19 protein-coding genes are annotated in these 25,176 nt (G+C 56.9%); 8 read left to right on the top strand and 11 right to left on the bottom strand.

What is annotated here, in order from left to right; translation table 11 throughout:
- Positions 1 to 86 precede the first annotated feature (86 nt).
- From ppk1 to tehB, 3 genes are read left to right on the top strand one after another with little or no spacing between them, the layout of a single operon-like run.
- A complete protein-coding gene (ppk1, locus tag MKZ79_RS18705; protein ID WP_336144148.1) occupies positions 87 to 2,147 on the top strand; it encodes a polyphosphate kinase 1 in 2,061 nt (686 codons plus the stop codon).
- 6 nt (positions 2,148 to 2,153) lie between these two features.
- A complete protein-coding gene (gene ppx / locus MKZ79_RS18700) occupies positions 2,154 to 3,683 on the top strand; it encodes an exopolyphosphatase (RefSeq protein WP_336144147.1) in 1,530 nt (509 codons plus the stop codon).
- Positions 3,680 to 4,276, top strand: a complete 597-nt coding sequence (gene tehB, locus MKZ79_RS18695) for a tellurite resistance methyltransferase TehB (RefSeq protein ID WP_336144146.1) — start codon at positions 3,680 to 3,682, stop codon at positions 4,274 to 4,276. Before ppx ends, tehB begins: the two co-directional genes overlap by 4 nt.
- Positions 4,277 to 4,285: 9 nt before the next feature.
- Here the strand turns inward: tehB and MKZ79_RS18690 are convergent, their stop codons facing one another.
- Positions 4,286 to 6,466 carry a sensor domain-containing phosphodiesterase gene (locus tag MKZ79_RS18690; protein ID WP_336144145.1) on the bottom strand — a complete coding sequence of 727 codons (2,181 nt, stop codon included), beginning with the start codon at positions 6,464 to 6,466 and terminating at the stop codon, positions 4,286 to 4,288.
- A 453-nt stretch (positions 6,467 to 6,919) separates the two neighbouring features.
- Between MKZ79_RS18690 and MKZ79_RS18685 the strand changes: the two genes are divergently transcribed.
- A complete protein-coding gene (locus tag MKZ79_RS18685; RefSeq protein ID WP_442897176.1) occupies positions 6,920 to 7,084 on the top strand; it encodes a YfgG family protein in 165 nt (54 codons plus the stop codon).
- A 100-nt stretch (positions 7,085 to 7,184) separates the two neighbouring features.
- Complete coding sequence (gene mgtE, locus MKZ79_RS18680) at positions 7,185 to 8,621, top strand: magnesium transporter (protein WP_336144143.1); 1,437 nt, start codon at positions 7,185 to 7,187, stop codon at positions 8,619 to 8,621.
- 86 nt (positions 8,622 to 8,707) lie between these two features.
- On the opposite strand, the gene MKZ79_RS18675 is transcribed toward mgtE, so the two are convergent.
- The 3 genes from MKZ79_RS18675 to guaB all read right to left on the bottom strand — a co-directional run bounded on the left by MKZ79_RS18675 (position 8,708) and on the right by guaB (position 12,962).
- Complete coding sequence (locus MKZ79_RS18675; protein ID WP_336144142.1) at positions 8,708 to 9,628, bottom strand: Rpn family recombination-promoting nuclease/putative transposase; 921 nt, start codon at positions 9,626 to 9,628, stop codon at positions 8,708 to 8,710.
- A gap of 213 nt (positions 9,629 to 9,841) precedes the next feature.
- Entirely contained in the window at positions 9,842 to 11,422 is a 1,581-nt protein-coding gene (guaA, locus tag MKZ79_RS18670; RefSeq protein ID WP_336144141.1) for a glutamine-hydrolyzing GMP synthase, read from the bottom strand.
- A gap of 73 nt (positions 11,423 to 11,495) precedes the next feature.
- Positions 11,496 to 12,962 (bottom strand): IMP dehydrogenase, encoded by a 1,467-nt coding sequence (gene guaB / locus MKZ79_RS18665; RefSeq protein ID WP_336144140.1) that lies wholly within the window; start codon positions 12,960 to 12,962, stop codon positions 11,496 to 11,498.
- Between the two features lie 170 nt (positions 12,963 to 13,132).
- Between guaB and xseA the strand changes: the two genes are divergently transcribed.
- The 3 genes from xseA to MKZ79_RS18650 all read left to right on the top strand — a co-directional run bounded on the left by xseA (position 13,133) and on the right by MKZ79_RS18650 (position 15,962).
- On the top strand, positions 13,133 to 14,503 hold the full coding sequence (gene xseA, locus MKZ79_RS18660) for an exodeoxyribonuclease VII large subunit (protein ID WP_336144139.1): 1,371 nt from the start codon (positions 13,133 to 13,135) through the stop codon (positions 14,501 to 14,503).
- A 116-nt stretch (positions 14,504 to 14,619) separates the two neighbouring features.
- Entirely contained in the window at positions 14,620 to 15,633 is a 1,014-nt protein-coding gene (locus MKZ79_RS18655; RefSeq protein WP_336144138.1) for a M4 family metallopeptidase, read from the top strand.
- Positions 15,630 to 15,962: a protealysin inhibitor emfourin gene (locus MKZ79_RS18650; protein ID WP_336144137.1), complete on the top strand. Its 333-nt coding sequence runs from the start codon at positions 15,630 to 15,632 to the stop codon at positions 15,960 to 15,962. The genes MKZ79_RS18655 and MKZ79_RS18650 overlap by 4 nt, the downstream gene beginning before the upstream one ends.
- A 48-nt stretch (positions 15,963 to 16,010) precedes the next feature.
- Here the strand turns inward: MKZ79_RS18650 and MKZ79_RS18645 are convergent, their stop codons facing one another.
- The 7 genes from MKZ79_RS18645 to ispG form a co-directional block, all read right to left on the bottom strand.
- Positions 16,011 to 18,443: a glucose/quinate/shikimate family membrane-bound PQQ-dependent dehydrogenase gene (locus MKZ79_RS18645; protein ID WP_336144136.1), complete on the bottom strand. Its 2,433-nt coding sequence runs from the start codon at positions 18,441 to 18,443 to the stop codon at positions 16,011 to 16,013.
- Positions 18,444 to 18,904: 461 nt separating this feature from the next.
- Complete coding sequence (locus MKZ79_RS18640) at positions 18,905 to 19,132, bottom strand: zinc ribbon domain-containing protein (protein ID WP_336144135.1); 228 nt, start codon at positions 19,130 to 19,132, stop codon at positions 18,905 to 18,907.
- Positions 19,133 to 19,191: 59 nt separating this feature from the next.
- A complete protein-coding gene (gene der / locus MKZ79_RS18635; RefSeq protein WP_336144134.1) occupies positions 19,192 to 20,676 on the bottom strand; it encodes a ribosome biogenesis GTPase Der in 1,485 nt (494 codons plus the stop codon).
- Between the two features lie 154 nt (positions 20,677 to 20,830).
- On the bottom strand, positions 20,831 to 22,012 hold the full coding sequence (gene bamB, locus MKZ79_RS18630) for an outer membrane protein assembly factor BamB (protein ID WP_336144133.1): 1,182 nt from the start codon (positions 22,010 to 22,012) through the stop codon (positions 20,831 to 20,833).
- Positions 22,013 to 22,043: 31 nt separating this feature from the next.
- Positions 22,044 to 22,664 carry a YfgM family protein gene (locus tag MKZ79_RS18625; protein WP_336144132.1) on the bottom strand — a complete coding sequence of 207 codons (621 nt, stop codon included), beginning with the start codon at positions 22,662 to 22,664 and terminating at the stop codon, positions 22,044 to 22,046.
- A 13-nt stretch (positions 22,665 to 22,677) separates the two neighbouring features.
- Positions 22,678 to 23,967 (bottom strand): histidine--tRNA ligase, encoded by a 1,290-nt coding sequence (gene hisS, locus MKZ79_RS18620; RefSeq protein ID WP_336144131.1) that lies wholly within the window; start codon positions 23,965 to 23,967, stop codon positions 22,678 to 22,680.
- 65 nt (positions 23,968 to 24,032) lie between these two features.
- The gene (ispG, locus tag MKZ79_RS18615; protein ID WP_336144130.1) at positions 24,033 to 25,154 is read right to left on the bottom strand and encodes a flavodoxin-dependent (E)-4-hydroxy-3-methylbut-2-enyl-diphosphate synthase; all 1,122 of its coding nucleotides are present in this window, start codon (positions 25,152 to 25,154) and stop codon (positions 24,033 to 24,035) included.
- Positions 25,155 to 25,176 lie beyond the last annotated feature (22 nt).

Here is a 25,176-nt window from a genome sequence, read left to right as displayed (position 1 = left end):
TCGCCATAGACAGCGCTGTCATACTCTCGTCATAATGCCTGGAGACAATGCCTGGTTTTTTACAGGATCTGTGGAACGGAGTAAAAATGGGTCAGGAAAAGCTTTATATAGAGAAAGAATTAAGCTGGTTATCCTTTAATGAGCGCGTTTTGCAGGAAGCGGCGGACAAAAGCAATCCCCTGATCGAGAGAATGCGGTTCCTGGGGATCTACTCCAATAATCTGGAGGAGTTTTACAAGGTTCGCTTCGCGGATTTAAAACGCCGCATTTTGATTGGGGAAGAACAGGGTTCGCCCGATACGCCGCGTCATCTGTTAAAAAAAATTCAGGCGCGCGTGCTGAAAGCCGATCAGGAGTTCGACGGCCTCTACAACGATCTGCTGCTGGAAATGGCGCGCAACCAAATATTTCTGATTAACGAGCGTCAGCTCTCGCCCAACCAGCAGAGCTGGCTGCGGCACTACTTTAAGCATGAGCTGCGCCAGCATATTACGCCGATCCTGGTTTATCCCGACACCGACCTTATTGAGTTCCTGAAAGACGACTATACCTACCTGGCGGTGGAGATTATTCGCGGCGAAAAGATCGACTATGCGCTGCTGGAGATCCCTTCCGATAAGGTGCCGCGTTTCGTTAATCTGCCGCCGGAAACGCCACGCCGCCGCAAGCCGATGATCCTGCTTGATAATATTCTGCGTTACTGCCTGGGCGATATTTTTCGCGGCTTCTTTGATTACGACGCGCTGAACGCCTATTCCATGAAGATGACCCGCGACGCGGAGTACGATCTGGTCACTGAAATGGAGTCCAGCCTGCTGGAGCTGATGTCTTCCAGTCTGAAGCAGCGTCTGACCGCCGAACCGGTACGCTTTGTCTATCAGCGCGATATGCCCGACGCGATGGTGGAGATGCTCAGCAAAAAGCTCAATATCAGCAACTATGACTCCATCGTGCCCGGCGGCCGCTACCACAACTTCAAAGACTTTATCGGTTTTCCGAACGTCGGCAAGGCCAACCTGGTCAATAAACCGCTGCCGCAGCTGCGCCATATCTGGTTCGATCGCTTCCGCAACGGCTTCGACGCCATCCGCAACCGCGACGTGCTGCTCTACTATCCCTACCACACTTTCGAGCACGTGCTGGAGCTGCTGCGTCAGGCTTCGTTCGACCCATCCGTGCTGGCAATAAAGATCAATATTTATCGCGTGGCGAAGAATTCACGCATTATCGACGCGATGATCCACGCGGCCTATAACGGCAAGAAAGTAACCGTGGTGGTGGAGCTGCAGGCGCGCTTCGATGAAGAGGCCAATATTCACTGGGCGAAGCGCCTGACCGAAGCGGGCGTACACGTGATTTTCTCCGCGCCCGGCCTGAAAATTCACGCCAAGCTGTTTTTAATCTCCCGACGCGAAAACGGCGAAATCGTTCGCTACGCCCATATCGGCACCGGCAACTTCAACGAGAAAACGGCGCGCATCTATACCGACTATTCGCTGCTGACGGCGGACGCACGCATCACCAACGAGGTCAGACGCGTCTTTAACTTTATTGAAAACCCCTATCGCCCGGTAAGCTTCGAGCATCTGATGGTATCGCCGCAGAATTCACGGCAGATGCTTTACCAGCTGATCGATAACGAGATCGCCAACGCGCAGAAAGGCGTTCCGGCCGGCATCACGCTGAAAATTAACAACCTGGTGGATAAAGGCCTGGTGGATCGCCTTTATACCGCTTCCAGCGTTGGCGTGAAGGTCAATCTGCTGGTGCGCGGTATGTGTTCGCTGATCCCCAATCTGGAAGGCATCAGCGAGAATATTCGCGTAATCAGCATCGTCGACCGCTATCTGGAACACGATCGCGTCTATATTTTTGATAACGGCGGCGACAAAAAAGTGTTTCTCTCTTCCGCCGACTGGATGACGCGCAATATCGATTATCGTATCGAAGTCGCCTGCTGCATCCTTGACCCTATTCTGAAACAGCGCGTGCTGGATATTATCGGCATCCTCTTCAGTGATACGCTTAAGGCGCGCTTCGTAGACAAGGAGCTCAGCAATCGCTATGTTCCGCGCGGCAATCGCCGCAAGGTGCGCGCGCAGCTGGCTATTTACGATTACATTAAATCTCTGGAACAACCTGACTAATTCACTATGCCAATATCCCAGAAAAGTACGCCCAAACCCCAGGAGTTCGCCGCAATTGATTTGGGCTCGAACAGTTTTCATATGGTGATTGCCCGCGTGGTGGACGGCGCCATGCAGGTGCTCGGCAGGTTGAAACAGCGCGTGCATCTGGCTGACGGGCTGGATCATAACAACGTGCTGGCCGAAGAGGCGATAGAGCGCGGCCTGAGCTGCCTGGCGCTGTTTGCCGAACGCCTGCAGGGCTTCAGCGCGGCCAACGTCACTATCGTCGGCACCCACACGCTGCGCCAGGCGGTGAACGCGGAAGATTTTCTTCAGCGCGCGGCCGACGTCATCCCCTACCCGATTGAGGTCATTTCCGGCCAGGAAGAGGCGCGCCTGATTTTTATGGGCGTGGAGCATACTCAGCCGGAAAAAGGCCGCAAGCTGGTGATCGATATCGGCGGCGGCTCCACCGAGCTGGTGATCGGCGAAGATTTTGAGCCAAAGCTGGTGGAAAGTCGCCGCATGGGCTGCGTCAGCTTCGCCAATCTCTATTTTCCCGGCGGCGCCATCAGTAAAGAGAACTTCCGCCGCGCGCGGCTGGCGGCGACCCAGAAGCTGGAGACGCTCTCCTGGCAGTATCGTCTGCACGGCTGGCAGTATGCGCTGGGCGCGTCCGGCACCATCAAAGCCACGGTGGAAGTGCTGCAGGCGATGGGCGAGAAAGACAAACTGGTCACGCCCGAACGGCTGGATAAGCTCTATGACGAAGTGGTTAAGCATAAATCTTTCGACAGCCTGAGCCTGCCTGGCCTTTCAGAAGAGCGAAAAGCGGTCTTCGTGCCGGGTCTGGCGATCCTGTGCGGCGTATTTGACGCGCTGGCGATCCGCGAGCTGCGCCTCTCCGACGGCGCGCTGCGCGAAGGCGTACTCTATGAGATGGAAGGCCGCTTCCGTCATCAGGATATCCGCAGCCGCACCGCGCAGAGCCTGGCGAATCACTACGCTATCGACAGCGATCAGGCCAGGCGCGTACTGGACACCACCGAAAAGCTCTATGTTCAGTGGCGCGATCAGAATCCTAAGCAGGCGAATCCGCAGCTCGCCGCGCTGCTGAAGTGGGCGGCGATGCTGCATGAGGTCGGTCTGACCATCAACCACAGCGGTATGCATCGCCATTCGTCCTATATTTTGCAAAATACCAATCTGCCTGGCTTTAACCAGGAGCAGCAGACGCTGCTGGCCACGCTGGTGCGGTGTCATCGTAAAGCGGTCAAGGTGGACGAGCTGCCGCGCCTGACGCTGTACAAGAAAAAGCAGTTTCTGCCGCTGGTGTTTCTGCTGCGGCTGGGCACGCTGCTGAATAATCAGCGTCAGGCCACCTCGACGCCCGACTCTCTGCTGCTGGAAACGGATGATGGACACTGGACGCTGACTTTCCCCCGTGACTATTTCAGCCAGAACAACCTGGTCCAGCTCGATCTGGAGCGCGAGCAAAGCTACTGGAAAGAGGTGACCGGCTGGCAGTTGACGATCAAAGAGTCTGAAGAATGAACCACAAACCCGACGACTACTACACGGAGAAGTATCAGCTGACCGCCACCCATTCCGAGGTGGTGGCGGCCGTTAATCAGATGGCGCCCGGCGGACGGGCGCTGGATTTGGGCTGCGGCAGCGGTCGGAATTCGCTTTATCTGCATCTGAAAGGCTTTGAAGTGACCGCCTGGGATCGCAATCCGGCGCGCCTTGAACAGATTATCACGGAAGAAAAACTGTCCGGCATCCAAACCGAGGTGAAAGACCTTAACGACCTGAGGTTTAACGGCGCTTACGATCTGGTGCTCTCTACGGTAGTAATGATGTTTCTGCAGCCGCAGGCCATTCCGCAGCTGATCGCCGATATGCAGGCCAGCACGGTGAGAGGCGGCTATAACCTGATTGTCTCGGCGATGGATACGGAAGACTATCCCTGCACGCTGTTCCCTTTTGCCTTTAAATCGGGCGAGCTGAGCGAATACTACCGGCAATGGCGCATCGTGAAATATAACGAGCATGTCGGCCAGCTACACCGCACGGACGAGCATGGCAACCGCATCTCGCTGCGTTTCGCCACGCTGCTGGCGCAGAAAGAGCGGGTTAAAGAGTAGCAGCTATCCTTAGGTCTGCTGCGCGCCCTTCTTGTCTTTCGCCAGTAGCTGCAGCGGCCGCGCTTCGCCATACAGCGCGCCCTGTAGATAGTCCACGCCAAGTTTACGCAGCAGGCTGTCCGCCTCCTGCGTTTCCACTTCCGCCGCCACAATCTGCATTTTTTTCAGTCGGGCGATAACGCAGGTCGATTCGATGATCTGGTAGTCAAGGCTGTTGTTAAACATATTGCGGACAAAAGCGCCGTTGATCCGCAGCATGTCCGCCTCGATCTCTTTTAACAGCGCGTAGCTGCCGTAACCGTGGCCAAAATCGCCGATCGCGATGCGGCAGCCCAGGCTACGCAGCTGGCTGACGGCGCGATAGCCGCCGCTCTGTGGCGTCAGCATCGGCGACTCTTCCACGCAGAAAATCAGCTGCCAGGGTTCAACGCCGTAGCCACGCAGCAGCGTCTGAACTTCTTTCGTCAGGCCAGGCCGGCACAGGCTGAGGGTAAAAAGATCGAGCGCAATTCTGATCCCCGGCAGCGCGGCGCGATGGCTGTCGATAAAGGCCAGCGCCTGCCGAAGCCGCCAGTTATCCAGCTCCCAGGACAAGCCAAATTCATGAATTACCGGGAAAAACTCTTCATCCGGCACGGGCTCGCCGCTTTCGCTCGCCAAAGTCAGCCAGACGTAGTGGTAGTCGTCGCCGCGCACGCCGCAGATGCGCTGCGCCATCAGTTGAAAACCGTCCGCTTTCAGCGCCTGCTGGATAGCGTTCAGCAACGCAATCTTTTTACCGATACGGTGCTGTACCGGCTGCGCGGCATTTTGCTGCAGATTTTCCGTGATGCCGCTCGCCAGCGAAAGCTCCGCCATACCGCTCAGCTCGCCCAGCAGCTCGTAAAGGTGGCTGACCGGCGGCAACACGCTGCAGTAGCTGACGCCGATGCCGGGATGCACCGGCAGGCCATCCCAGCTCAGGCAATAATCCTTCAGCCTTGCCGCAATATTTTCGACCCGCGCCAGCTGACTGGTTCCCTCGAGCCGTATCACCAGATCGAAGCCGGGAAGCTGATAAACATCTTCTCCGGGCTGAAGCTCTGGTCTTAAATGGTTGGCCAGACTACGTTTGTAGTGAATCCGCAGCCGCAAGCCGTATGTCCGGCTCAGGCGATCCAGCTCGGGAATAGTTAAAAAACAGAGCGTCGAGCCCGGGCTTTGCGCCAGCGCGATGCTCAGGGCGCGCAGGTTAGGCAGGTTCATGACGGGATCGTTGAGCGCCGCCGCTTTGGTTCTGGCCAGCGTGCGCCGCTGACGCGTGGTGATGGCCGCCATCAGCAGCAGGCTCAGGCTGAACACCAGCAGGTTAGCCGAAATTACCGCCAGCTGATAAGGCCCGGTATCAGGATGCAGAAAGCGATCGCGCAGCTGGTAAAGCGCTATCAGCAGCAGCGCCCACACCAGGCTGGTAAACAGATAACCGAAGCGCATCGCGGCCCAAAGCATCAGAGGCAGGATCAGCGGCAGGCCATAGTCGGTGGTCAACAGATTCTGCTGATTTGAGGCGACCTGCAGCAGCATGGTCAACAGGAACGTTAGCAAAAATACCCAGACAATATATTCGGTGCGGCTGACCTCTGGTGAGAACTGCTGACGAAGATGGAAAATGACCCGGCGCAGATAGCGAGGGCTACGCAGGCTACGGACAATCAGATAACAGATCGGCACCATAGTGACGCAGGCCAGCAGCACGGACTGAAAATTCAGAAGCGTATGCAGCGACAGCGGATCCCAGGAAAAAATCGAGCCTTTTAGCGGCACTACGCCGGTCGTCGCCAGTATCTGCATCATAAATACAAACAGCGTCGGGATAAAAATAACCAGCCAGATTAGCCTTTTGGGCATCAGGCGCAGCTCGCCATAGCTGACGCCCCAGCGCCTTTTCGCCTGGAGGCGATACCCCGCCCAGCCGCTCAGCAGCGACAGCATCCAGGTGCCGCAGATGATGGCGGCGGACACAGGCGCGTAACGGTTAAAATAGTAAATAACCAACCCAACCGCGATCCCCGGAAAAGCGTTCCAGTCATAGACCAGCAGCAGCGCTATCATCATCGCCAGCGGCAGATAGATCAGATAAACGTAGCCATCCAGCATCCACAGCCGTACCGACAGCTGCGTGGAGAACGGCATCAGTATCGCAGGCAGCACAAGAGCTAATCCCCAGGGACTTTTGCGAAAGCGATTAAGGCGGGCCGTGATGATCATGATACTCGCTGAATTACAGGGCAAGCGTGCCCGTAGATAAAAGGTACCGGAGATTATCCACGCAGGTTTATCTGACATAGTCAGACGCTGTGCCGGATGCGGCCGACGCAGAGTGACCTGCTGGCGGGCGTTATTTTCAGTAAAACGATAATTCCGGTGCGGAAGTATTCGCCATACTATGCATTATCGCCCGGTCGAAATTGACCTGAGTCAATTTCGACCCTTTTATCTTTCCGAATCTGTCGGCTGTGGTTGATTAGAGAGAATTGCAAAAAAGCGGCAATCCTGAACAAAGCCTTTCCATTCCCGTCATCGGCATTGACCTGACGGTCGGCCTGTGTCTAAATTGCTCAACCGCCTGCGGGCTAACTTCAGGAACACTGCGTGAACCGCGCTATGCCATTCAGAAAACGTCGTAAAACAAGCCGAATGACCCGAATCGTGCTGCTGGTCAGCTTTATCATTCTGGCTGCCCGACTGATTTACGTGCTGCCCGGCGCTATCGAACACCACAAGCAGAAAAAACAGGAAACGGTACTGCCTGCCAGCAGCGACAAATAGTCAACGCGCGCCTGAAAAAATGCCACTTAATCTTCTGAACCGCTCAATTTAAGCAATACTTACTTCTTTGTCCGCTTTTGCCAGACACAAGGGAATTTTTATGTCTGTAGCCCAGTCACATGCTCAGCAACTTGCTGAAATTCGTACCCGTATTCTTAACCTCCTGCTTAACGACGGCGATCTGGTCGATACGCTGCTTCAGAAACCGCTGAAGCAGAGCGAAGCCGAGGCCGAAGCGCATCTGGAACAGGTGCGGGAGCTGAAAGAGTATCTGCCGCTGCTGCACGCGGCGGATATCGCCGATCTGCTGGAAGCCTTGCCTGAAGAAGAGCGCCGGGCACTGTGGCGGCTGGTTGGCACCGACCGACGCGGGGAAGTGCTGGTCGAGGCCTCGGAAAACGTCTGGGAAAGCCTGATCGAGGAGATGAGCGATCGCGAGCTGCTGCAGGCGATCGAACCGCTGGATATCGATGAACAAGTCTATCTCGCTAAATATTTGTCGCGAGATTTAACCGGCCGTCTGTTGACCTCGCTCGATCCGGCGCAGCGTTCGCGCGTGCTGGAGGTGATGGATTTTGACCGCGACCGCGTCGGCCGCATCATGGATTTCAAGCTGGTCACCGTGCCTGCCGATATCAAGCTCGCCACCGTTCAGCGTTACCTGCGGCGCAAAAAGGTGATGCCGGAAGGCACCGATAAGCTGTTTATCACCGACGAGAACAACACGCTGCTGGGCGAGCTGACGCTGATGGATATTCTGCTGAACAAGCCCGGCAAGCGAGTTTTCGAGGTGATGAACGACAGGCCGGTCACCTTCCGGCTGGATGATAAAGCCGAAGACGCGGCGGGCGCTTTCGAGCGTTACGACCTGATTTCCGCCGCCGTTATCGATGCCAAAGGCAAGCTGATGGGCCGCGTGACCATTGAGGATGTGATCGATCTGGTCAACGAAGCGAACGACAGCAATATTCGTAAGATGGGCGGCGTGAATCCTGATGAAGATGTGTTTGCGCCGGTGAGAAAAGCGGTACGCAATCGCTGGACCTGGCTGGCAATCAATCTTTGCACCGCGTTTGTCGCTTCGCGCGTGATCGGCCTGTTTGAAGAGACGATTTCGCAACTGGTGGCGCTGGCCACGCTGATGCCTATCGTCGCCGGCATCGGCGGCAATACCGGCAATCAGACCATTACCATGATCGTACGCGCGCTGGCACTGCATCAGGTTGAACCGGGCAACTTCTCATTTTTGATTGCGCGCGAACTGGGCGTGGCCCTGATTAACGGCCTCTGCTGGGGCGGTATCATGGGCGGCATTACCTGGGCGATGTACGGCAATCCGGCGCTGGGCGGCGTGATGATGCTGGCAATGGTTTTAAACCTGCTGCTGGCCGCGCTGATGGGCGTACTGATCCCGCTGATTATGACCAAACTAAAACGCGATCCTGCCGTTGGTTCCAGCGTGCTGATTACCGCGCTGACCGATACCGGCGGCTTTTTTATCTTTCTGGGACTGGCGACGCTGTTTTTACTGCATTGAAGTTAATGGGTAGCCAGCAAGCCTGCTGGCTACTGCTGGTTAACCAGCCGGATAGTCACCGTTCTGAACGAAAAAATCCAGGAACGTTAGTGAGCTAGTTTCCATAGCGTTATGGCCGGTAGGCCGGTCATTTTCCTGATAGTTTTAAGATCCAGACCGCCAGCCAGCATATTGCGGGCGACCTCCAGTTTTGCCTGCTGAAAACCTTCGTCCCGTCCCTTTCTGAAACCCTGTTTAAGGCCTTTTTTAAGTCCAAGCTGTTCCAGCTGTTCTGCTATGGTCATCATAACCTCCTTATGCTGCGGTAAGCGTCGCGCCAGCCTGCGGAATAGCGCTTTGGCGTTGCTCGCCTGCCCTGCCTGCGCGATATAATTAACCAGCAGGGTCAGCTGCTCACCGTGAATATCTCCGTTGTCCAGCAGCACTATCAGCTGCCGCTCCAGCGCCGCCAAATCCCGTAAGCGGATATGCTTCTGCAGCAGTTCCAGTATGGCAATACGGCGGTGAGTGATGATTTTATCATCAGAAATCGCGGTAATGTCAACCAGCGGAAAATGAGTGCTGTAGAGTTCCGCTGCCAGTTGGGGATTATCGAATCCCTGCAGCCAGTTAGTACTGTAAGGATAAGGCGTAACGGAACCATGGTAAAAAAGTATCGGGATCACCAGCGGCAGTTTTTTATGGCCGGCTTCCAGATGTTGCTGCATCGCCGCGATGGCATAGCGCATAAGCCGAAAACTCATTTGCCGATCCGGTGAGCTTTGATGCTCGATCAGGCAATAGATATAGCCTGTGCCCTCAACCGTTTCTAATGAGTAGAGCACATCCGAATGATAAGACCGCAGGTCATCCTCAATAAAGCTGCCGGACGCCAGCTTCAGCGTGCTGAGATTACAGTATGCCAGCAGCTTAGCGGGCAGATGGATCTGCAAAAAATCTTTGGCGGCCTCGATCTGGCTCAGATACTGTTTAAAAAAGGCGTCGTGCGGCGTAGGCGTCAGTGCCATCTCCTGCTCCCGTCAGTCCGTTGATATGGCCGGACTTTAGCACGCCTCCTCCGCCTTATGGAGAGAAGCCAACGGCCTTATTTACAGGCTTCGGCAAGGCTCGCAAATGGAGATGAAATAGCGATTTTTTGCAGGAATAAAGCCGAGTCAGATCGAAAAAAAGCCCCGCCGAGTGGCAGAGCTTTCAGAGTAAAATCAATGCAGGGCGTTAGATTATTCCCACTCAATCGTCGCCGGCGGCTTACCGGAGATATCGTAAACCACGCGGGAAATGCCGTCGATTTCATTGATGATACGGTTAGAGACGCGGCCCAGGAACTCATAGGGCAGATGCGCCCAGTGCGCGGTCATAAAGTCGATGGTTTCCACCGCGCGCAGCGAGACAACCCAGTCATATTTACGACCGTCACCCATCACGCCTACGGAACGCACCGGCAGAAACACGGTGAACGCCTGGCTGACCTTGTTGTAGAGATCGGCTTTGTGCAGCTCTTCGATAAAGATAGCATCGGCGCGACGCAGCAGGTCGCAGTACTCTTTCTTCACTTCGCCCAGCACGCGCACGCCCAGCCCAGGACCCGGGAACGGATGACGGTAAAGCATATTGTACGGCAGACCCAGCTCCAGACCGATTTTGCGCACTTCGTCTTTAAACAGTTCGCGCAGCGGCTCGACCAGGCCCATCTTCATCTCTTTCGGCAGGCCGCCCACGTTGTGGTGCGATTTGATCACGTGCGCTTTGCCGGTGGCGGAAGCGGCGGATTCAATCACGTCTGGATAGATGGTGCCCTGCGCCAGCCATTTTACATCCTGCAGCTTCAGCGCTTCTTCGTCGAACACTTCCACAAACACGCGGCCAATAATTTTGCGCTTGGCTTCCGGTTCGTCAACGCCTGCCAGCGCATCCAGGAAGCGTTGTTCGCCTTCCACATGCACAATATTCAGACCGAAATGATCGCCGAACATCTCCAGCACCTGCTCCGCTTCGTTCAGGCGCAGCAGCCCGTTATCCACGAAAACGCAGGTCAGGCGATCGCCGATAGCGCGATGCAGCAGCATAGCGGTAACGGAAGAGTCCACGCCGCCGGAAAGGCCCAGGATCACCCGGTCATTGCCTACCTGCTCGCGCAGGCGTTCGATAGCGTCTTCGATAATTTTTGCTGGCGTCCACAGCGCTTCACACTGGCAAATCTCCAGCACAAAACGCTCCAGCATACGCTGGCCCTGACGAGTGTGGGTCACTTCCGGGTGAAACTGCACGCCGTAAAGACGTTTCTCTTCGTTAGCCATAATGGCGAACGGACAGGTTTCCGTACTGGCGACGGTAACAAAGTCAGCGGGGATCGCGGTCACTTTGTCGCCGTGGCTCATCCAGACGTCCAGCAGCGGCTTGCCGTCGGCGCTCAGGGAATCTTCAATACCGCGGGTCAACGCGCTTTCCACGGCGACTTCCACCTGCGCGTAGCCAAACTCACGCTCGCTGGATCCTTCGACTTTGCCGCCAAGCTGCAGCGCCATAGTCTGCATACCGTAGCAAACGCCGAACACAGGTACGCCAGCGTTGAAAACATATTCCGGCGCGCGCGGGCTGTTGTGCTCGGTGGTGCTTTCCGGGCCGCCGGAAAGGATGATGCCGTTTGGATTAAACTGGCGGATCTGCTCTTCGGTGACGTCCCACGCCCAAAGTTCGCAATATACGCCCAGCTCGCGCACGCGGCGTGCAACCAGCTGCGTATACTGCGAGCCGAAATCAAGGATCAGGATGCGGTGTTTATGGATATTTTCCGTGGTCATTGAGCTATTCCAGAGCGATAAACAAATACAGGGATTAAGAAACGCCCGGCAAGCGCCGGGCATCATGGCCGGGTTAAGAACCCATGCGATAGTTTGGCGACTCTTTGGTAATGGTGACGTCGTGTACGTGGCTTTCGGTAATGCCCGCGCCGCTGATGCGGACGAATTCCGCTTTGGTACGCAGCGCTTCGATGGTGCCGCAGCCGGTCAGGCCCATGCAGGAGCGCAGGCCGCCCATCTGCTGATGCACGATCTCTTTCAGGCGGCCTTTGTAAGCCACACGCCCTTCGATACCTTCCGGCACCAGCTTGTCTGCCGCGTTATCGGTCTGGAAGTAGCGATCGGAAGAGCCTTTGGACATCGCGCCCAGTGAGCCCATACCACGGTAGGATTTGAAAGCGCGGCCCTGATAGAGTTCGATTTCGCCCGGTGATTCTTCTGTACCGGCCAGCATGGAACCGACCATCACCGCGCTTGCGCCAGCGGCGATCGCTTTCGCGATATCGCCGGAGAAGCGAATACCGCCGTCCGCGATAACAGGAATGCCGGTGCCTTCCAGCGCGGCGACCGCGTCGGAAACCGCAGTGATCTGCGGTACGCCCACGCCGGTAACGATACGGGTAGTACAGATAGAACCAGGGCCGATACCGACTTTAACCGCGCTCACGCCTGCTTCAACCAGCGCCAGCGCGCCAGCGCCGGTCGCCACGTTGCCGCCGACGATTTGCAGGTCAGGATATTTGGCGCGGGTTTCGCGGATACGCTGCAGCACGCCTTCGGAATGGCCGTGAGAAGAGTCGATCAGCAGCACGTCCACGCCCGCCGCGACCAGCGCGTCCACACGCTCTTCATTGCCGGCGCCTGCGCCGACCGCCGCGCCAACGCGCAGACGACCCTGCTGGTCTTTACAGGCGTTAGGCTTGCGTTCGGCTTTCTGGAAATCTTTTACGGTGATCATGCCCAGCAGATGGAAGGCGTCATCCACCACCAGCGCTTTTTCGATGCGTTTTTCATGCATCTTCTGCAGCACGACTTCGCGCGCTTCGCCTTCGCGCACCGTGACCAGGCGCTCTTTCGGCGTCATCACCGCGGAAACTGGCAGGCTCATATCGGTCACGAAGCGTACGTCGCGGCCGGTGATAATCCCTACCAGTTCATTTTCGCTGTTCACTACCGGATAGCCTGCAAAGCCGTTGCGTTCGGTCAGGGCTTTTACGTCGCTCAGCGCGGTTGTTGGCAGCACGGTCTGCGGATCGGTTACCACGCCGCTTTCATGTTTTTTCACCTTACGGACTTCTTCCGCCTGGCGTTCAATGGACATGTTTTTATGGATAAAGCCCAGGCCGCCTTCCTGCGCCAGCGCGATAGCCATGTTCGCTTCGGTCACGGTATCCATCGCTGCAGAGAGCATAGGAATGTTCAGACGAATAGTTTTGGTAAGCTGGGTACTGAGGTCGGCCGTGTTAGGCAATACAGTAGAATGAGCGGGAACGAGCAGTACGTCGTCAAATGTCAGGGCTTCTTTAGCGATTCTTAGCATGGCAATATCTCAACCTCAGGGTGAATGAGAACTTGTAAAATATTGCCGCGGCATTATACAGGGCGTAATCGATTGCCTCCAGCATTATTTACGAAAAACTCTTGATCCCTCTGGTCAGGCATGTAGTATCGGTTAATTAACCCTCTGATTTAAAGTTTGATCTCTATCACATGTCGCTACCGCCAACCGCCAATATTTTTACCGTCAGCCGCCTGAACACCACGGTGCGCAAGCTGCTGGAAATGGAGATGGGCCAGGTCTGGCTGAGCGCCGAGATCTCCAACTTCTCTCAGCCCTCTTCCGGCCATTGGTACTTTACGCTGAAGGATGACGGCGCCCAGGTGCGCTGCGCGATGTTCCGCAACAGCAACCGCCGCGTGACTTTTCGTCCGCAAAACGGTCAGCAGGTGCTGGTTCGCGCCACCATTACGCTGTATGAACCGCGCGGCGATTATCAGCTGATTGCCGAAAGCATGCAGCCTGCGGGCGACGGTTTGCTACAGCAGCAGTTTGAACAGCTTAAGCAGAAGCTGGCAGGCGAAGGCCTGTTTGAACAGGTTCACAAACAGCCGCTGCCGGATCCGGCACGTCAGGTCGGCGTGATTACTTCCGCCACCGGCGCGGCGCTGCACGATATTTTACGTATTCTGCACCGCCGCGATCCCTCTCTGCCGGTAGTGATTTACCCGACGCCGGTTCAGGGCGTGGATGCGCCCGCCAGCATCGTGCGCGCCATTGAGGTTGCCAACCAGCGCGCGGAGTGTGACGTGCTGATTGTCGGACGCGGCGGCGGCTCGCTGGAAGATCTCTGGAGCTTTAACGACGAGCGCGTGGCGAGAGCGATTTTCGCCAGCCGCATCGCCATCGTCAGCGCTGTCGGCCATGAAACCGACGTGACTATCGCCGATTTTGTCGCGGATTTACGCGCGCCCACGCCTTCCGCGGCGGCGGAGCTGGTCAGCCGCAATCAGATTGAGCTGCTGCGTCAGCTACAGTCGCAGCAGACCAGGCTGGAGATGGCGATGGACTACTATCTCGCGCAGCAGAACCGTACCTTTACCCGGCTGCATCACCGTTTGCAGCAGCAGCATCCTCAGCTGAGGCTGGCCCGTCAGCAAACCACGCTGATGAAGCTGCAGCGCAGGCTGGACGATGCCATGCAGTTGCGGCTGCGCCAGGCTGGCCGCCAGCAGGAACGTGTCGCGCAACGCCTTGCCGCGATTCAGCCGCAAAATCGGCTTTACCGCGCGCAGCAGCAGCTGCAGCAATGGCAATATCGCCTGCAGCAGGCGATGCAGGCGCAGCTGAATGGCGGCAAACAGCAGTTTGGCGAGCTGACGGCGCGGCTGGAAGGCGTCAGTCCGCTGGCCACGCTGGCGCGCGGCTTTAGCGTCACAACAGCGGCAGACGGCGCGGTCATTAAAAAAGCGGCGCAGATCAAAACCGGCGATACGCTGAAAACACGGCTGGACGACGGCTGGGTGGAAAGCGAGGTCACGGCGATCGTGCCCGTAAAAAAAGCCCGCGCTAAAAAATCCTGATATCTTCGGCAAGGCGCTGATATTGCTGAGGTGAAAATGCGGGACGCGCCGCAATGCGCGTACGCAAAGCAGCCACTATACTTTTTGGACATTTACGATGGACCAAGGAGCATGGTATGCATTACGGCGTCATTCCTCCCTATATTCTGCGCAAAATCATCGATAACGGCTCCGGCCAGCAGCAGAGCTGCGCGCGTCATACCCTGGCGCACGTGCAGACGCTGATGGCGGAAAATTGGGTCAAGCCTGACGGCGCGAAAACCGCCGCACCGGGCAAGGTTCAGCGGGAAATCTACGATTCAGAGCAGACGCAAAACCTTCCCGGTACGCTGGTGCGCAGCGAAGGCCAGTCCAGCAATAACGACGTTGCCGCCAATGAGGCTTACGATTATCTCGGCGTCACCTACGATTTCTTTTGGCAGGCCTATCAGCGCAACTCTCTGGATAACCAGGGACTGACGCTGAAAGGCACGGTTCACTACGGCAAAGGCTATCAGAACGCCTTCTGGAACGGTCAGCAGATGGTGTTCGGCGACGGCGACGGCGAAATCTTCAATCGCTTCACCATTGCGCTGGATGTAGTCGGCCACGAGCTGGCGCACGGCGTGACCGAAACTGAAGCCGGGCTGATCTATTTTGAACAGGCGGGCGCGCTGAACGAATCGCTGTCGGACGTTTTCGGCTCGCTGGTTAAGCAGTTCAGCCTTAAACAAACAGCCGACAAGGCTGACTGGATTATTGGCGAAGGCCTGCTGGCGGAAGGCATCAACGGCAAAGGGTTGCGCTCAATGTCGGCGCCCGGCACGGCCTATGACGATCCGCTGCTGGGTAAAGATCCACAGCCTGCGGATATGAAAGGATATGTGCAAACCCGTGACGACAACGGCGGCGTACATCTTAACTCCGGCATCCCCAACCGCGCATTTTACCTGGCCGCGCAGGCGCTGGGCGGCTACGCGTGGGAGCTGGCAGGCTATGCCTGGTATGATACAGTGTGTGATAAAACGCTGCCGCAGAATGCCGATTTTAAAACTTTCGCACAGTACACGGTTAATCATGGCCAGAAGCGCTTTAATAAATCGGTGAGTCAGGCGATTGAGAACGCCTGGAAGGAGGTTGGCGTGTTATGAATTCACTTCCGGAACTGAGCGACGACGCGGTCATTGACGTGGCGCGCGAAGGCGGTTTTGCTTTTATCCCTAAACTGTCGGGGCCAAGACGTATTGCGCTGGCGCAGTTGGATCCGCCAAAGCGGGAGCATGTCTGCAGCGTGCTGCGACGCGCGCTGCAGCTGGGCGAACCGCCAGGAGAGCAGAGCCGCGCCGGAAGAGGCGATCAGCGTTATTATCGTATCGAAATCAGCTACGCCACGGAGCATCAGTCGGGCAATCTCGTCATCGTTATTCCCGAGGATCTGGCGCCGCCGGAACTGGTACAGCTCTGGCACGACGGACAGTAGACGTAAAAAAGCCCCGCTATAAGCGGGGCTTTATTTTTTTACGCTCGCTTATTTATCCAGCGCGTAGGCAATCACGTAGTCGCCGCGATCCGGAGACTGACGCGCGCCGCCTGCTGAAATCAGGATGTACTGCTTACCTGTTTTCGGCGACCTGTAGCTGATAGGGCCGCCCTGGCTGCCAACCGGCAGACGCGCTTTCCACACTTCTTTACCAGTGGCGGAGTCAAACGCGCGCAGATAGTAATCCTGCGTGCCTGCGATAAACACCAGACCGCCCTGTGTAGCCAGCGTGCCGCCCAGCGTCGGCATGCCTACCGGCATCTGCGCGCGCATTTTGATACCGAACGGGCCGGTATCCTGCACGGTGCCGACCGGAACCTGCCACACCAGCTTCTGCGTTTTCAGATCGATAGCGGAGAGCGTACCGAAAGGCGGCTTCTGGCAAGGGATGCCCAGCGGCGACATAAAGCGGTTTTTGTTAACCGCGTAAGGCGTGCCTTTCAGCGGCACCGCGCCCATACCGGTGTTGATCGCTTCGCCGCCGTTGCTGCCACGAGCGATAGCGCCGGTGTTAGCCGGGATCATCTGCACCCACAGGCCAAGACGCATGTCGTTAACGAAGATGTAGTGATTATTCGGATCGGTCGAGAGGCTGCCCCAGTTCATCCCGCCCAACGAACCCGGGAAGCTTAGCGCTTTATCGGTGCCCGGCACGGTGTACAGGCCATCATAGCGCATCGATTTAAAGGCCACGCGGCAGGCGAGCTGATCGAACGGCGTCGCGCCCCACATATCGGACTCTTTCAGCGTTTCCGCGCCAATCTGCGGCATACCAACCGATTTAGGCTGGGTCGGCGTGTACTGCTCGTTCGGGATATTACCTTTTTTGACCGGGACTTCTTTCACTTCGGTCAGCGGCTTGCCGGTCAGGCGATCCAGCACGTAGATCTGCCCCGCTTTAGTGCCGATTACTACAGCTGGTTTGCTGGTGCCATCCTTCATCGGGAAGTCGATCAGGCTTGGCTGCATCGGCAGGTCAAAGTCCCACAGATCGTTATGGACGGTCTGATAAACCCACTTCTCTTTACCGGTAGTTGCGTCGACCGCCAGCACAGAAGCGCCATATTTATGGTTCAGCGCGGTACGCGTTGCGCCGTACAGATCCACCGAAGAGCTGCCCATCGGCATAAACACGGTGTTCATGGTTGGGTCGTAGGACATCGGCGCCCAGGAATTAGGCGTACTGCGGGCGAAGGTCTGGCCCGGCTGCAGTTTCGCATTCGGATCGTCGTTGCCGGTATCGAATGCCCAGCGCATCTGGCCGGTGATGACATCAAAACCGCGGATTACGCCGCCAGGCATATCGGTCTGCACATTGTCCGCCACGCGACCGCCTACCACTACGGTAGTACCGGCCAGCGTTGGCGCCGAGGTCAGCTGATATTTTGGATCCTGCGCTTCGCCCAGGCCCGCTTTCAGATCAACCACGCCGTGGTCGCCGAAGTTCTGGCACAGTTCGCCGTTGTCGGCATTGATAGCCATCAGGCGCGCGTCGATGGTGTTCATCAGCAGACGACGCTGGCAGCTATCACCCGCCGCCAGAGCAGGCTGCGGCACCGGCGTGGAGCCAGGCACAGAAGGCTGAGTCAGCGGTTTGGTGGCGTCGAAGTAAGCCAGGCCGCGACAGCGGTTCCAGACTTCCGCCTGCGCGTTAACCACGTGTTCCCAAATCTTTTTGCCGGTATCGGCGTTAACAGCGATCACGTTGTTGTGCGGCGTGCAGAGATAAAGCACATCGCCAATCTGCAGAGGCGTTTGCTGATCTTCCGCGCCGTTGCCGGTTGGGCTTTCAGGAATATCGCCCGTATGGAAAGTCCATGCGACTTTCAGATCTTTGACGTTATCACGCGTAATCTGATCCAGCGCCACAAAGCGGCTGCCGCCCGGCGTGTTGCCGTAGTTATCCCAGTTTTTCTGCTCGTTGGCCTTGTTAACCGGCGTTAGCGGCAGTTCGCTGCCATCGGCGACAGGCGCGTGGGGCTGGAACATCTGCACGAAAGTTACAACCATACCTACAACCAGCACCGCTGCAGAAATATAAGCTGGTTTAGCCGCAGAGGATTTTCCTTCGCGCTTGCGCAGCGCCGGCAGCGTAATAACGGCCAGCAGCATCAGCCCGGCGATAGTCATCAGACGCGACACCAGCGGCCAGAAGTCGAAACCGACATCCAGCAGAGCCCAGATCAGCGTGCCGATAAAGATCAGCGCGAAAAGCGCAACGGCGGAAGATTTACGGCGGAAAAATTGAATGGCGGAAAGCACGGTAAAGATACCGGCAATCAGGAAGTACCAGCTACCGCCCAGCGACACCAGCTTGCCGCCGCCCACCACAAAAAAGAGGCCGGTCGCCAGCAAAATCAGGCCCAGCACAATGCACCACAGCCCCAGCCATTTCGGCGACCGGGCATTCGTTTGAGACATGGTAAAACACTCCTGGAAAAAACAGGCCCTTAGCGCAATCTTACGCTGCTTCTGCGCGCGCTGCGTCGGGCGAAGCAAATCAACATTATGCTATGGTCACTATTTTCGTTAACAAATCATCACGGGCTTGCCCCGTCCTGCGTCGGTCTGAAAGGCCCGCCATAAGCGGCTTTCGGAAGACAACGAAAAAAATTGTACCATGCGGTACGTAAATAACTATACATAAAATTAACAAACTTCACCTTTGCAACGGTTGCTCTTTCTCCTGTTTTCCGAATTTTAACCCTGGTCGAACTATACCGGCGCAGAACTGTTCAGAATGGCTGAAGGAGAGGTAAACAGAGGCAGCAATAAATGAAACAGTTAGCTTTGAAGGGAACCAAAAAGGAGAAGCAGAATTGATAGAATAAAAGGCATATTAAAAATAAGCCTTTTTAGCACCGGGGGAAATAAAATGAATTTTACAGCGACTCAATCAGCGGCTTAAAAACTACCCGTTTTCTGGAGATCAGGCCGTCGCCGTTTGGGCAAAAGTAATCAGTGGCGCCGCAGGCTTTTAATACCTGAAGTGACTGGCCACAGTCGGGACAAACCGGCTGCGCGGCAAAATCGCGGTGGCAATCAACGCAGTGAAACCCTTCATGGCGGGCGACAAGATGATGCTGGCATACCGGACAATTTTCGCTCATAGGCTCCTCCTGTTTGTGATGAGTATAAAACAAAAGGGGCCATCAGGCCCCCTCGCGGATTAACGTTTATTCTTTTTCAGATGACTCATCAGACGTTTGCGCTTGCGCTGCTGATTTGGCGTCAGCAGGTTACGTTTGCCGGCAAACGGGTTGTCGCCTTCCTTGAACTGAATGCGGATTGGCGTACCCATGACTTCCAGTGAACGGCGGAAGTAGTTCATCAGATAGCGCTTGTAGGAGTCCGGCAGATCTTTCACCTGGTTGCCGTGGATCACGACAATCGGCGGATTGTAACCGCCAGCGTGCGCATATTTCAGCTTCACGCGGCGCCCGCGTACCAGCGGCGGCTGATGATCGTCGGCCGCCATATTCATAATACGGGTCAGCATAGAGGTGTTGACGCGACGGGTTGAGCAGTCGTAAGCCTCGGTAACCGATTCAAACAGGTTGCCCACGCCGCTGCCGTGCAGCGCGGAGATAAAGTGAACGCGAGCGAAGTCGATAAAGCCAAGACGGAAGTCGAGGGTTTCTTTCACTTCGTCGCGAACCTCCTGCGACAGGCCATCCCACTTGTTGACCACAATCACCAGCGAGCGGCCGCTGTTAAGAATAAAGCCCAGCAGCGACAGATCCTGATCGGAAATGCCTTCGTGCGCGTCGATCACCAGCATGACCACGTTGGCGTCTTCGATCGCCTGCAGCGTTTTAATGACCGAAAATTTCTCAACCGTTTCGGTAATTTTACCGCGTTTGCGCACGCCCGCCGTGTCGATCAGGATATATTCACGACCGTCACGCTCCATCGGAATATAGATACTGTCGCGCGTGGTGCCGGGCATATCGTAAACCACCACGCGCTCTTCGCCGAGAATGCGGTTAGTAAGCGTTGATTTACCCACGTTAGGACGGCCGACGATCGCCAGTTTGATTGGCAGATCCAACGGGTTGAAGTTATCTTCCTCGGCCTCTTCGCCGCTCTCTTTCGCCGCCAGCTCCGCCCAGTAAGCTTCGTTCTCTTCTTCTTCGGTCAGCTCCGCCTGCGGCACCACTTCATCCATCCACGGCAGCAGCACCATCTCCAGCAGGCCGGTTACGCCGCGGCCGTGCGAAGCGGCGATAGGATGGATGTCACCCAGTCCCAGCGAGTAGAAATCGACCACGGCAGAATCGGGATCCATGCCGTCGGTTTTGTTGGCGACCAGAAAAGTAGGCTTCTGACGTGAGCGCAGATGACGAGCGATGGCCTGATCGGCTGGCATCAGGCCAGCGCGCGCATCCACCATAAACAGCACCACGTCGGCTTCTTCAATCGCCAACAGCGACTGCTCAGCCATACGGGTTTCCACGCCCTCTTCATTGCCGTCGATACCGCCGGTATCGATACAGATAAACTCACGCCCTTCGACCTCGGCGCGACCATACTTACGGTCACGGGTTAGCCCGGGAAAATCCGCCACCAGCGCATCTCGCGTGCGCGTAAGACGGTTAAAAAGGGTAGATTTTCCCACATTGGGACGCCCGACCAGCGCGACCACAGGTACCATATTGAAGCCTCATAACTAAATTAAACGCCTGACCGCCTGCAATTGAATTGCTGACGCGCATGCAGGCTGAAGGCGTAGAGGATACCACGCCTGTAGAAAAACGAAACGGCCCCTGAAGATTCAGGAGCCGTTGTAGCAGGACGCCGTTGACGTTTTAGCGGGTAAAGGCGTAAACCTTGCCGCCTTTCGCCTGAATCAGCAGCTTGTCGCTGGCGACCACGGGTGCCGTCTGGAAACCGGAGCCGTCCACTTTCTGCTGGGAAACGAAACGACCGTCGGTGGTGTTGACCCAGTGCAGATAGCCTTCGCTGTCGCCGACCACCAGATAACCGTTATAGAGCACGGGCGCGGTCAGGTTACGGTGCAGAAGATCGCTCTGGCGCCAGACGGTTACGCCGCCATCGGTGCTCAGCGCCACGACGCGATCGTCCTGGTCGACCAGGTAGATGCGACCAGCATCCACGATCATATCGTGTACCGAGCCGATCTCACGTTTCCACATAATCTGGCCGGAACGCAGATCCAGCGCCGCCAGGTTGCCGTTATAGGCCAGCGCGTAGACTACGCCGTCAACGATAACCGGCGTGGTATCCACATCGGCAAGGCGATCGATTTCCGTCGCGCCGCCCGGCTGGGAGATGCGCTGCTGCCAGATAATCTGGCCCTGGTTCATCATCACCGCGCTGACGCGGCCGTTGTCGCCGCCGACGATAGCCGCGCCAAACGCGGTAGCCGGTGCAGATTCGCCACGCAGCGACAGTGCCGGCACGTCCAGGTTAACGGTCCATTTCACCGCGCCGCTGTTCTGATCCAGCCCCTGCAGCATACCGTTGCTGGTATGAATCAGCACCAGTCCGTCGCTGGCAACCGGACGGGAGAGCACCTCGCCCGCCGCTTTGGTCTGCCAGGCGATCGTGCCGTCGCTGCTGTTCAGCGCGTAAACTTCGCCGCGCTCGCTGCCGACGTAAACGTGTCCGCCGTCATAAGAGAGTCCGCCGGAAAGCAGCGCAGGCAGGTTTTTGGAGAAGAAACCGGTTTTGGTCGACAGATCGACTTTCCACTGCTCTTTACCGTCGCCCGCGTTCAGCGCCTTGACGATGCCGAAACGATCGGCCGCATAAACGGTATTTTCCGACCAGGCCGGATGCAGATTGGAGTAGTAATCGCCTACGCCGTCGCCTACCGAGGTGCTCCAGACCGTTTCCGGAGTAAACTGATTTTCCACTTTCGGCAGCGGTGACATTTTGACCACGTCTTCTTCGCCGCTGAACCATGAACATCCGCTGAGCAGCGTGACTGAAATCAGTGCCGGCAGCAGTATCTTACGCAATTCCATGAAATCCCTCTTGAGCCCGTTGCGGCAATTATTAACCCGGCAAATTATTCATTTTCATCTGCAGCATCTCTTTCAGCGCCGGCGAGGCGTTGGAAGCGATGCCTTTACTCCAGGCTTCTCGAGCACCTTTGCTGTCGCCCTTGCTGAGCAGCGCTTCGCCGCGCACGTCAGCGATAATGGCCGCCCAGCCGTCGCCTTTGATCCCGTCCAGGGTTTTCAGCACCGCATCCGGCTGCTTCTGCTGCAGCTGAATGCGCGCCAAACGCAGATTCAGCACCGCCTGCAGATTAGCATCTTTTGTCGCCTTCAGGCCGTTTTGCAGCTGCGCTGCGGCTTTGTCCAGCTCGTTGTTGTCAACGTAGCGCTTCGCCAGATCCAGCGACGCCAGCGCGCCGTAGGTATTGCTGTTGCTGTCGGCGAACTTCGCCGCCGCCGTCAGCGTCTCTGGCTTGCTGCTGTCCAGCTCGCTGGAGATTTGCTGGTAGACCGCCGAGGTTTCCCGGCTGCTGTTGTCCTGGTGGCCGCTCCAGTAGCGCCAGCCTGCCAGCGCGCCGATGCCGATAATCACGCCGATCGCCAGCGCCTTGCCGTTCTGCGCGAAAAAATTCTTCAGCGCGTCAACCTGTTCGTTTTCGTTGCTATACACTTCCACGCAAACACTCTCCTTAAATCGCGGCCGTCTGCTTCAGCATCGCTGCCAGCGTCGCTGCCGCCTCATGCTGCTCCAGCTTTTGCTGCTCGCCGTTGCGCAAATCTTTAATGACGACCTGACCGTTGGCAACTTCTTCTTCGCCCAGCACCAGCGCCACGCGGGCGCCCCACTTGTCCGCGCGAGCGAACTGCTTTTTGAAGTTGCCGCCGCCAAAGTTGGTCATCAGCTTCAGAGTCGGATCCGCGTCGCGCAGTTTTTCCGCCAGCTGCATCGCCGCAGACTGTACGCCAGCCCCTGAAGCGATAACATAGACATCGACAATGCTCGTCGGTTCAAATTCCGGATTCACGGCCTGCACCAGCAGTACCAGACGCTCCATTCCCATTGCGAAGCCTACGGCTGGCGTAGCGCGCCCGCCCAGCTGTTCAACCAGACCATCGTAACGGCCGCCGGCGCACACGGTGCCCTGAGCGCCGAGGCTGCTGGTCACCCATTCGAAAACGGTGCGGTTGTAGTAGTCCAGGCCGCGCACCAGTCGCTGGTTCACGGTGTAGGCGATGCCGGCGTCGTCCAGCAGTCGGCACAGACCTTCGAAGTGTTCACGGGAGTCGGCGTCCAGATAGTCGCCCAGGACCGGCGCATCGTTCAGCAGCTGCTGCACGTCCGGATTTTTACTGTCCAGCACGCGCAGCGGGTTGCTGTACATACGGCGTTTGCAGTCCTCGTCCAGCACTTCTTTATGCTGTTCCAGAAACGCCACCAGCGCATCGCGGTAGTTGGCGCGCGCCTCCAGCGAACCGATTGAGTTCAGCTCCAGACGCACGTGATCGGCAATGCCCAGCGCTTTCCACCAGCGAGCGGTCATCATAATCAGCTCGGCGTCGATATCCGGGCCCTGCAGGCCGAAGACTTCGGCACCGATCTGGTGAAACTGACGATAGCGTCCTTTCTGCGGGCGCTCGTAGCGGAACATCGGCCCGATATACCACAGGCGCTGTTCCTGATTGTAGAGCAGACCGTGCTCGATACCGGCGCGCACGCAGCTTGCCGTGCCTTCCGGACGCAGCGTCAGGCTTTCGCCGTTGCGATCGTCGAAGGTGTACATCTCTTTTTCAACCACGTCGGTGACCTCACCGATAGCGCGTTTGAATAACGGGGTCTGCTCTACAATCGGCGTGCGGATTTCGCTGTAGCCGTAGCTGGCCAGCACCTGCTTAAGGGTTTGTTCAATACGCTGCCATACAAGGGTATCCACAGGCAGATAGTCGTTCATCCCGCGGATTGCCTGAATATTCTTCGCCACTGTTTTCTCTTCTTTGATTCCGGAGGCGGGCCGCGAAAGCTACGGCGCGCCCGCCCCGCCGTTATTTATTTTTCAACCTGCTGCACGTCGATACGACGAGATTCATCCATCATCGCGGCTTTGGCGCGGATACGTGCCTCAAGCTGGTCGATCATATCATGGTTGTCCAGACGCTCGCGTAGACGAACGCCATCCTCATAGAAGCCGCTTTTCTTGTTGCTGCCGGTAACGCCAAGCGTGGAAACCAGCGCCTCGCCCGGCCCGTTAACCACGCAGCCGATAATAGAGACGTCCATCGGAGTGATAATATCTTCCAGCCGCTGCTCCAGCGCGTTAACGGTGCCGATAACGTCAAACTCCTGACGGGAGCAGGTCGGGCAGGCGATAAAGTTGATGCCGCGTGAACGGATGCGCAGCGATTTCAGGATATCGAAACCGACCTTCACCTCTTCGACCGGATCGGCCGCCAGCGAGATACGCAGCGTATCGCCAATGCCTTCCGACAGCAGCAGACCCAGGCCGATAGCGGATTTTACCGCGCCAGCACGTGCGCCGCCCGCTTCGGTGATGCCCAGATGCAGCGGCTGATCGATCTGCTTAGCCAGCAGCCGATAGGACTCGACGGCCAGGAAAACGTCCGAGGCTTTGACGCTGACTTTGAACTGGTCGAAATTAAGGCGATCGAGGTGATCGACGTGGCGCATGGCGGATTCCAGCAGCGCCTGCGGCGTTGGTTCGCCGTACTTTTCCTGCAGATCTCTTTCCAGCGATCCGGCGTTGACGCCGATGCGGATAGGAATATTGTTATGGCGCGCGCAGTCGACCACCTGACGAATACGCTCTTCATTGCCGATATTGCCAGGGTTGATGCGCAGGCAGTCAACGCCATATTCGGCGACTTTCAGCGCGATGCGGTAGTCAAAATGGATATCGGCCACCAGCGGAACGTCGACCTGCTGCTTGATGAGGCGGAACGCCTCTGCGGCATCCATGGTGGGAACAGAGACGCGGACAATATCTACGCCGACGCGCTCCAGCGCTTTGATCTGGTTGACCGTCGCCGCCACATCGGTGGTACGCGTGTTGGTCATGGACTGAACGGCGATTGGCGCGCCGTCGCCCACCGGCACCTTGCCGACGTAAATGCGCTTTGATTTGCGACGGATAATGGGTGCTTCGTTATGCATATTCTTTCTCCGGAATTACTCG

It is taken from the genome of Erwinia sp. CGal63, from assembly GCF_037026505.1.
Taxonomy (GTDB): domain Bacteria; phylum Pseudomonadota; class Gammaproteobacteria; order Enterobacterales; family Enterobacteriaceae; genus Erwinia.
This window is presented reverse-complemented; position numbering and strand designations above follow the sequence as displayed.

Bases quoted from the DNA above. Each gene is read 5' to 3' on its own strand.
- mgtE (WP_336144143.1), top strand. From the start codon at position 7,185: ATGTCTGTAGCCCAGTCACATGCTCAGCAACTTGCTGAAATTCGTACC.
- MKZ79_RS18655 (WP_336144138.1), top strand. From the start codon at position 14,620: ATGCATTACGGCGTCATTCCTCCCTATATTCTGCGCAAAATCATCGAT.
- MKZ79_RS18640 (WP_336144135.1), bottom strand. From the start codon at position 19,132: ATGAGCGAAAATTGTCCGGTATGCCAGCATCATCTTGTCGCCCGCCAT.
- xseA (WP_336144139.1), top strand. From the start codon at position 13,133: ATGTCGCTACCGCCAACCGCCAATATTTTTACCGTCAGCCGCCTGAAC.
- tehB (WP_336144146.1), top strand. From the start codon at position 3,680: ATGAACCACAAACCCGACGACTACTACACGGAGAAGTATCAGCTGACC.
- MKZ79_RS18650 (WP_336144137.1), top strand. From the start codon at position 15,630: ATGAATTCACTTCCGGAACTGAGCGACGACGCGGTCATTGACGTGGCG.
- bamB (WP_336144133.1), bottom strand. From the start codon at position 22,012: ATGGAATTGCGTAAGATACTGCTGCCGGCACTGATTTCAGTCACGCTG.
- guaB (WP_336144140.1), bottom strand. From the start codon at position 12,962: ATGCTAAGAATCGCTAAAGAAGCCCTGACATTTGACGACGTACTGCTC.
- ppx (WP_336144147.1), top strand. From the start codon at position 2,154: ATGCCAATATCCCAGAAAAGTACGCCCAAACCCCAGGAGTTCGCCGCA.
- ispG (WP_336144130.1), bottom strand. From the start codon at position 25,154: ATGCATAACGAAGCACCCATTATCCGTCGCAAATCAAAGCGCATTTAC.
- MKZ79_RS18645 (WP_336144136.1), bottom strand. From the start codon at position 18,443: ATGTCTCAAACGAATGCCCGGTCGCCGAAATGGCTGGGGCTGTGGTGC.
- MKZ79_RS18675 (WP_336144142.1), bottom strand. From the start codon at position 9,628: ATGGCACTGACGCCTACGCCGCACGACGCCTTTTTTAAACAGTATCTG.
- MKZ79_RS18685 (WP_442897176.1), top strand. From the start codon at position 6,920: ATGCCATTCAGAAAACGTCGTAAAACAAGCCGAATGACCCGAATCGTG.
- ppk1 (WP_336144148.1), top strand. From the start codon at position 87: ATGGGTCAGGAAAAGCTTTATATAGAGAAAGAATTAAGCTGGTTATCC.
- guaA (WP_336144141.1), bottom strand. From the start codon at position 11,422: ATGACCACGGAAAATATCCATAAACACCGCATCCTGATCCTTGATTTC.
- der (WP_336144134.1), bottom strand. From the start codon at position 20,676: ATGGTACCTGTGGTCGCGCTGGTCGGGCGTCCCAATGTGGGAAAATCT.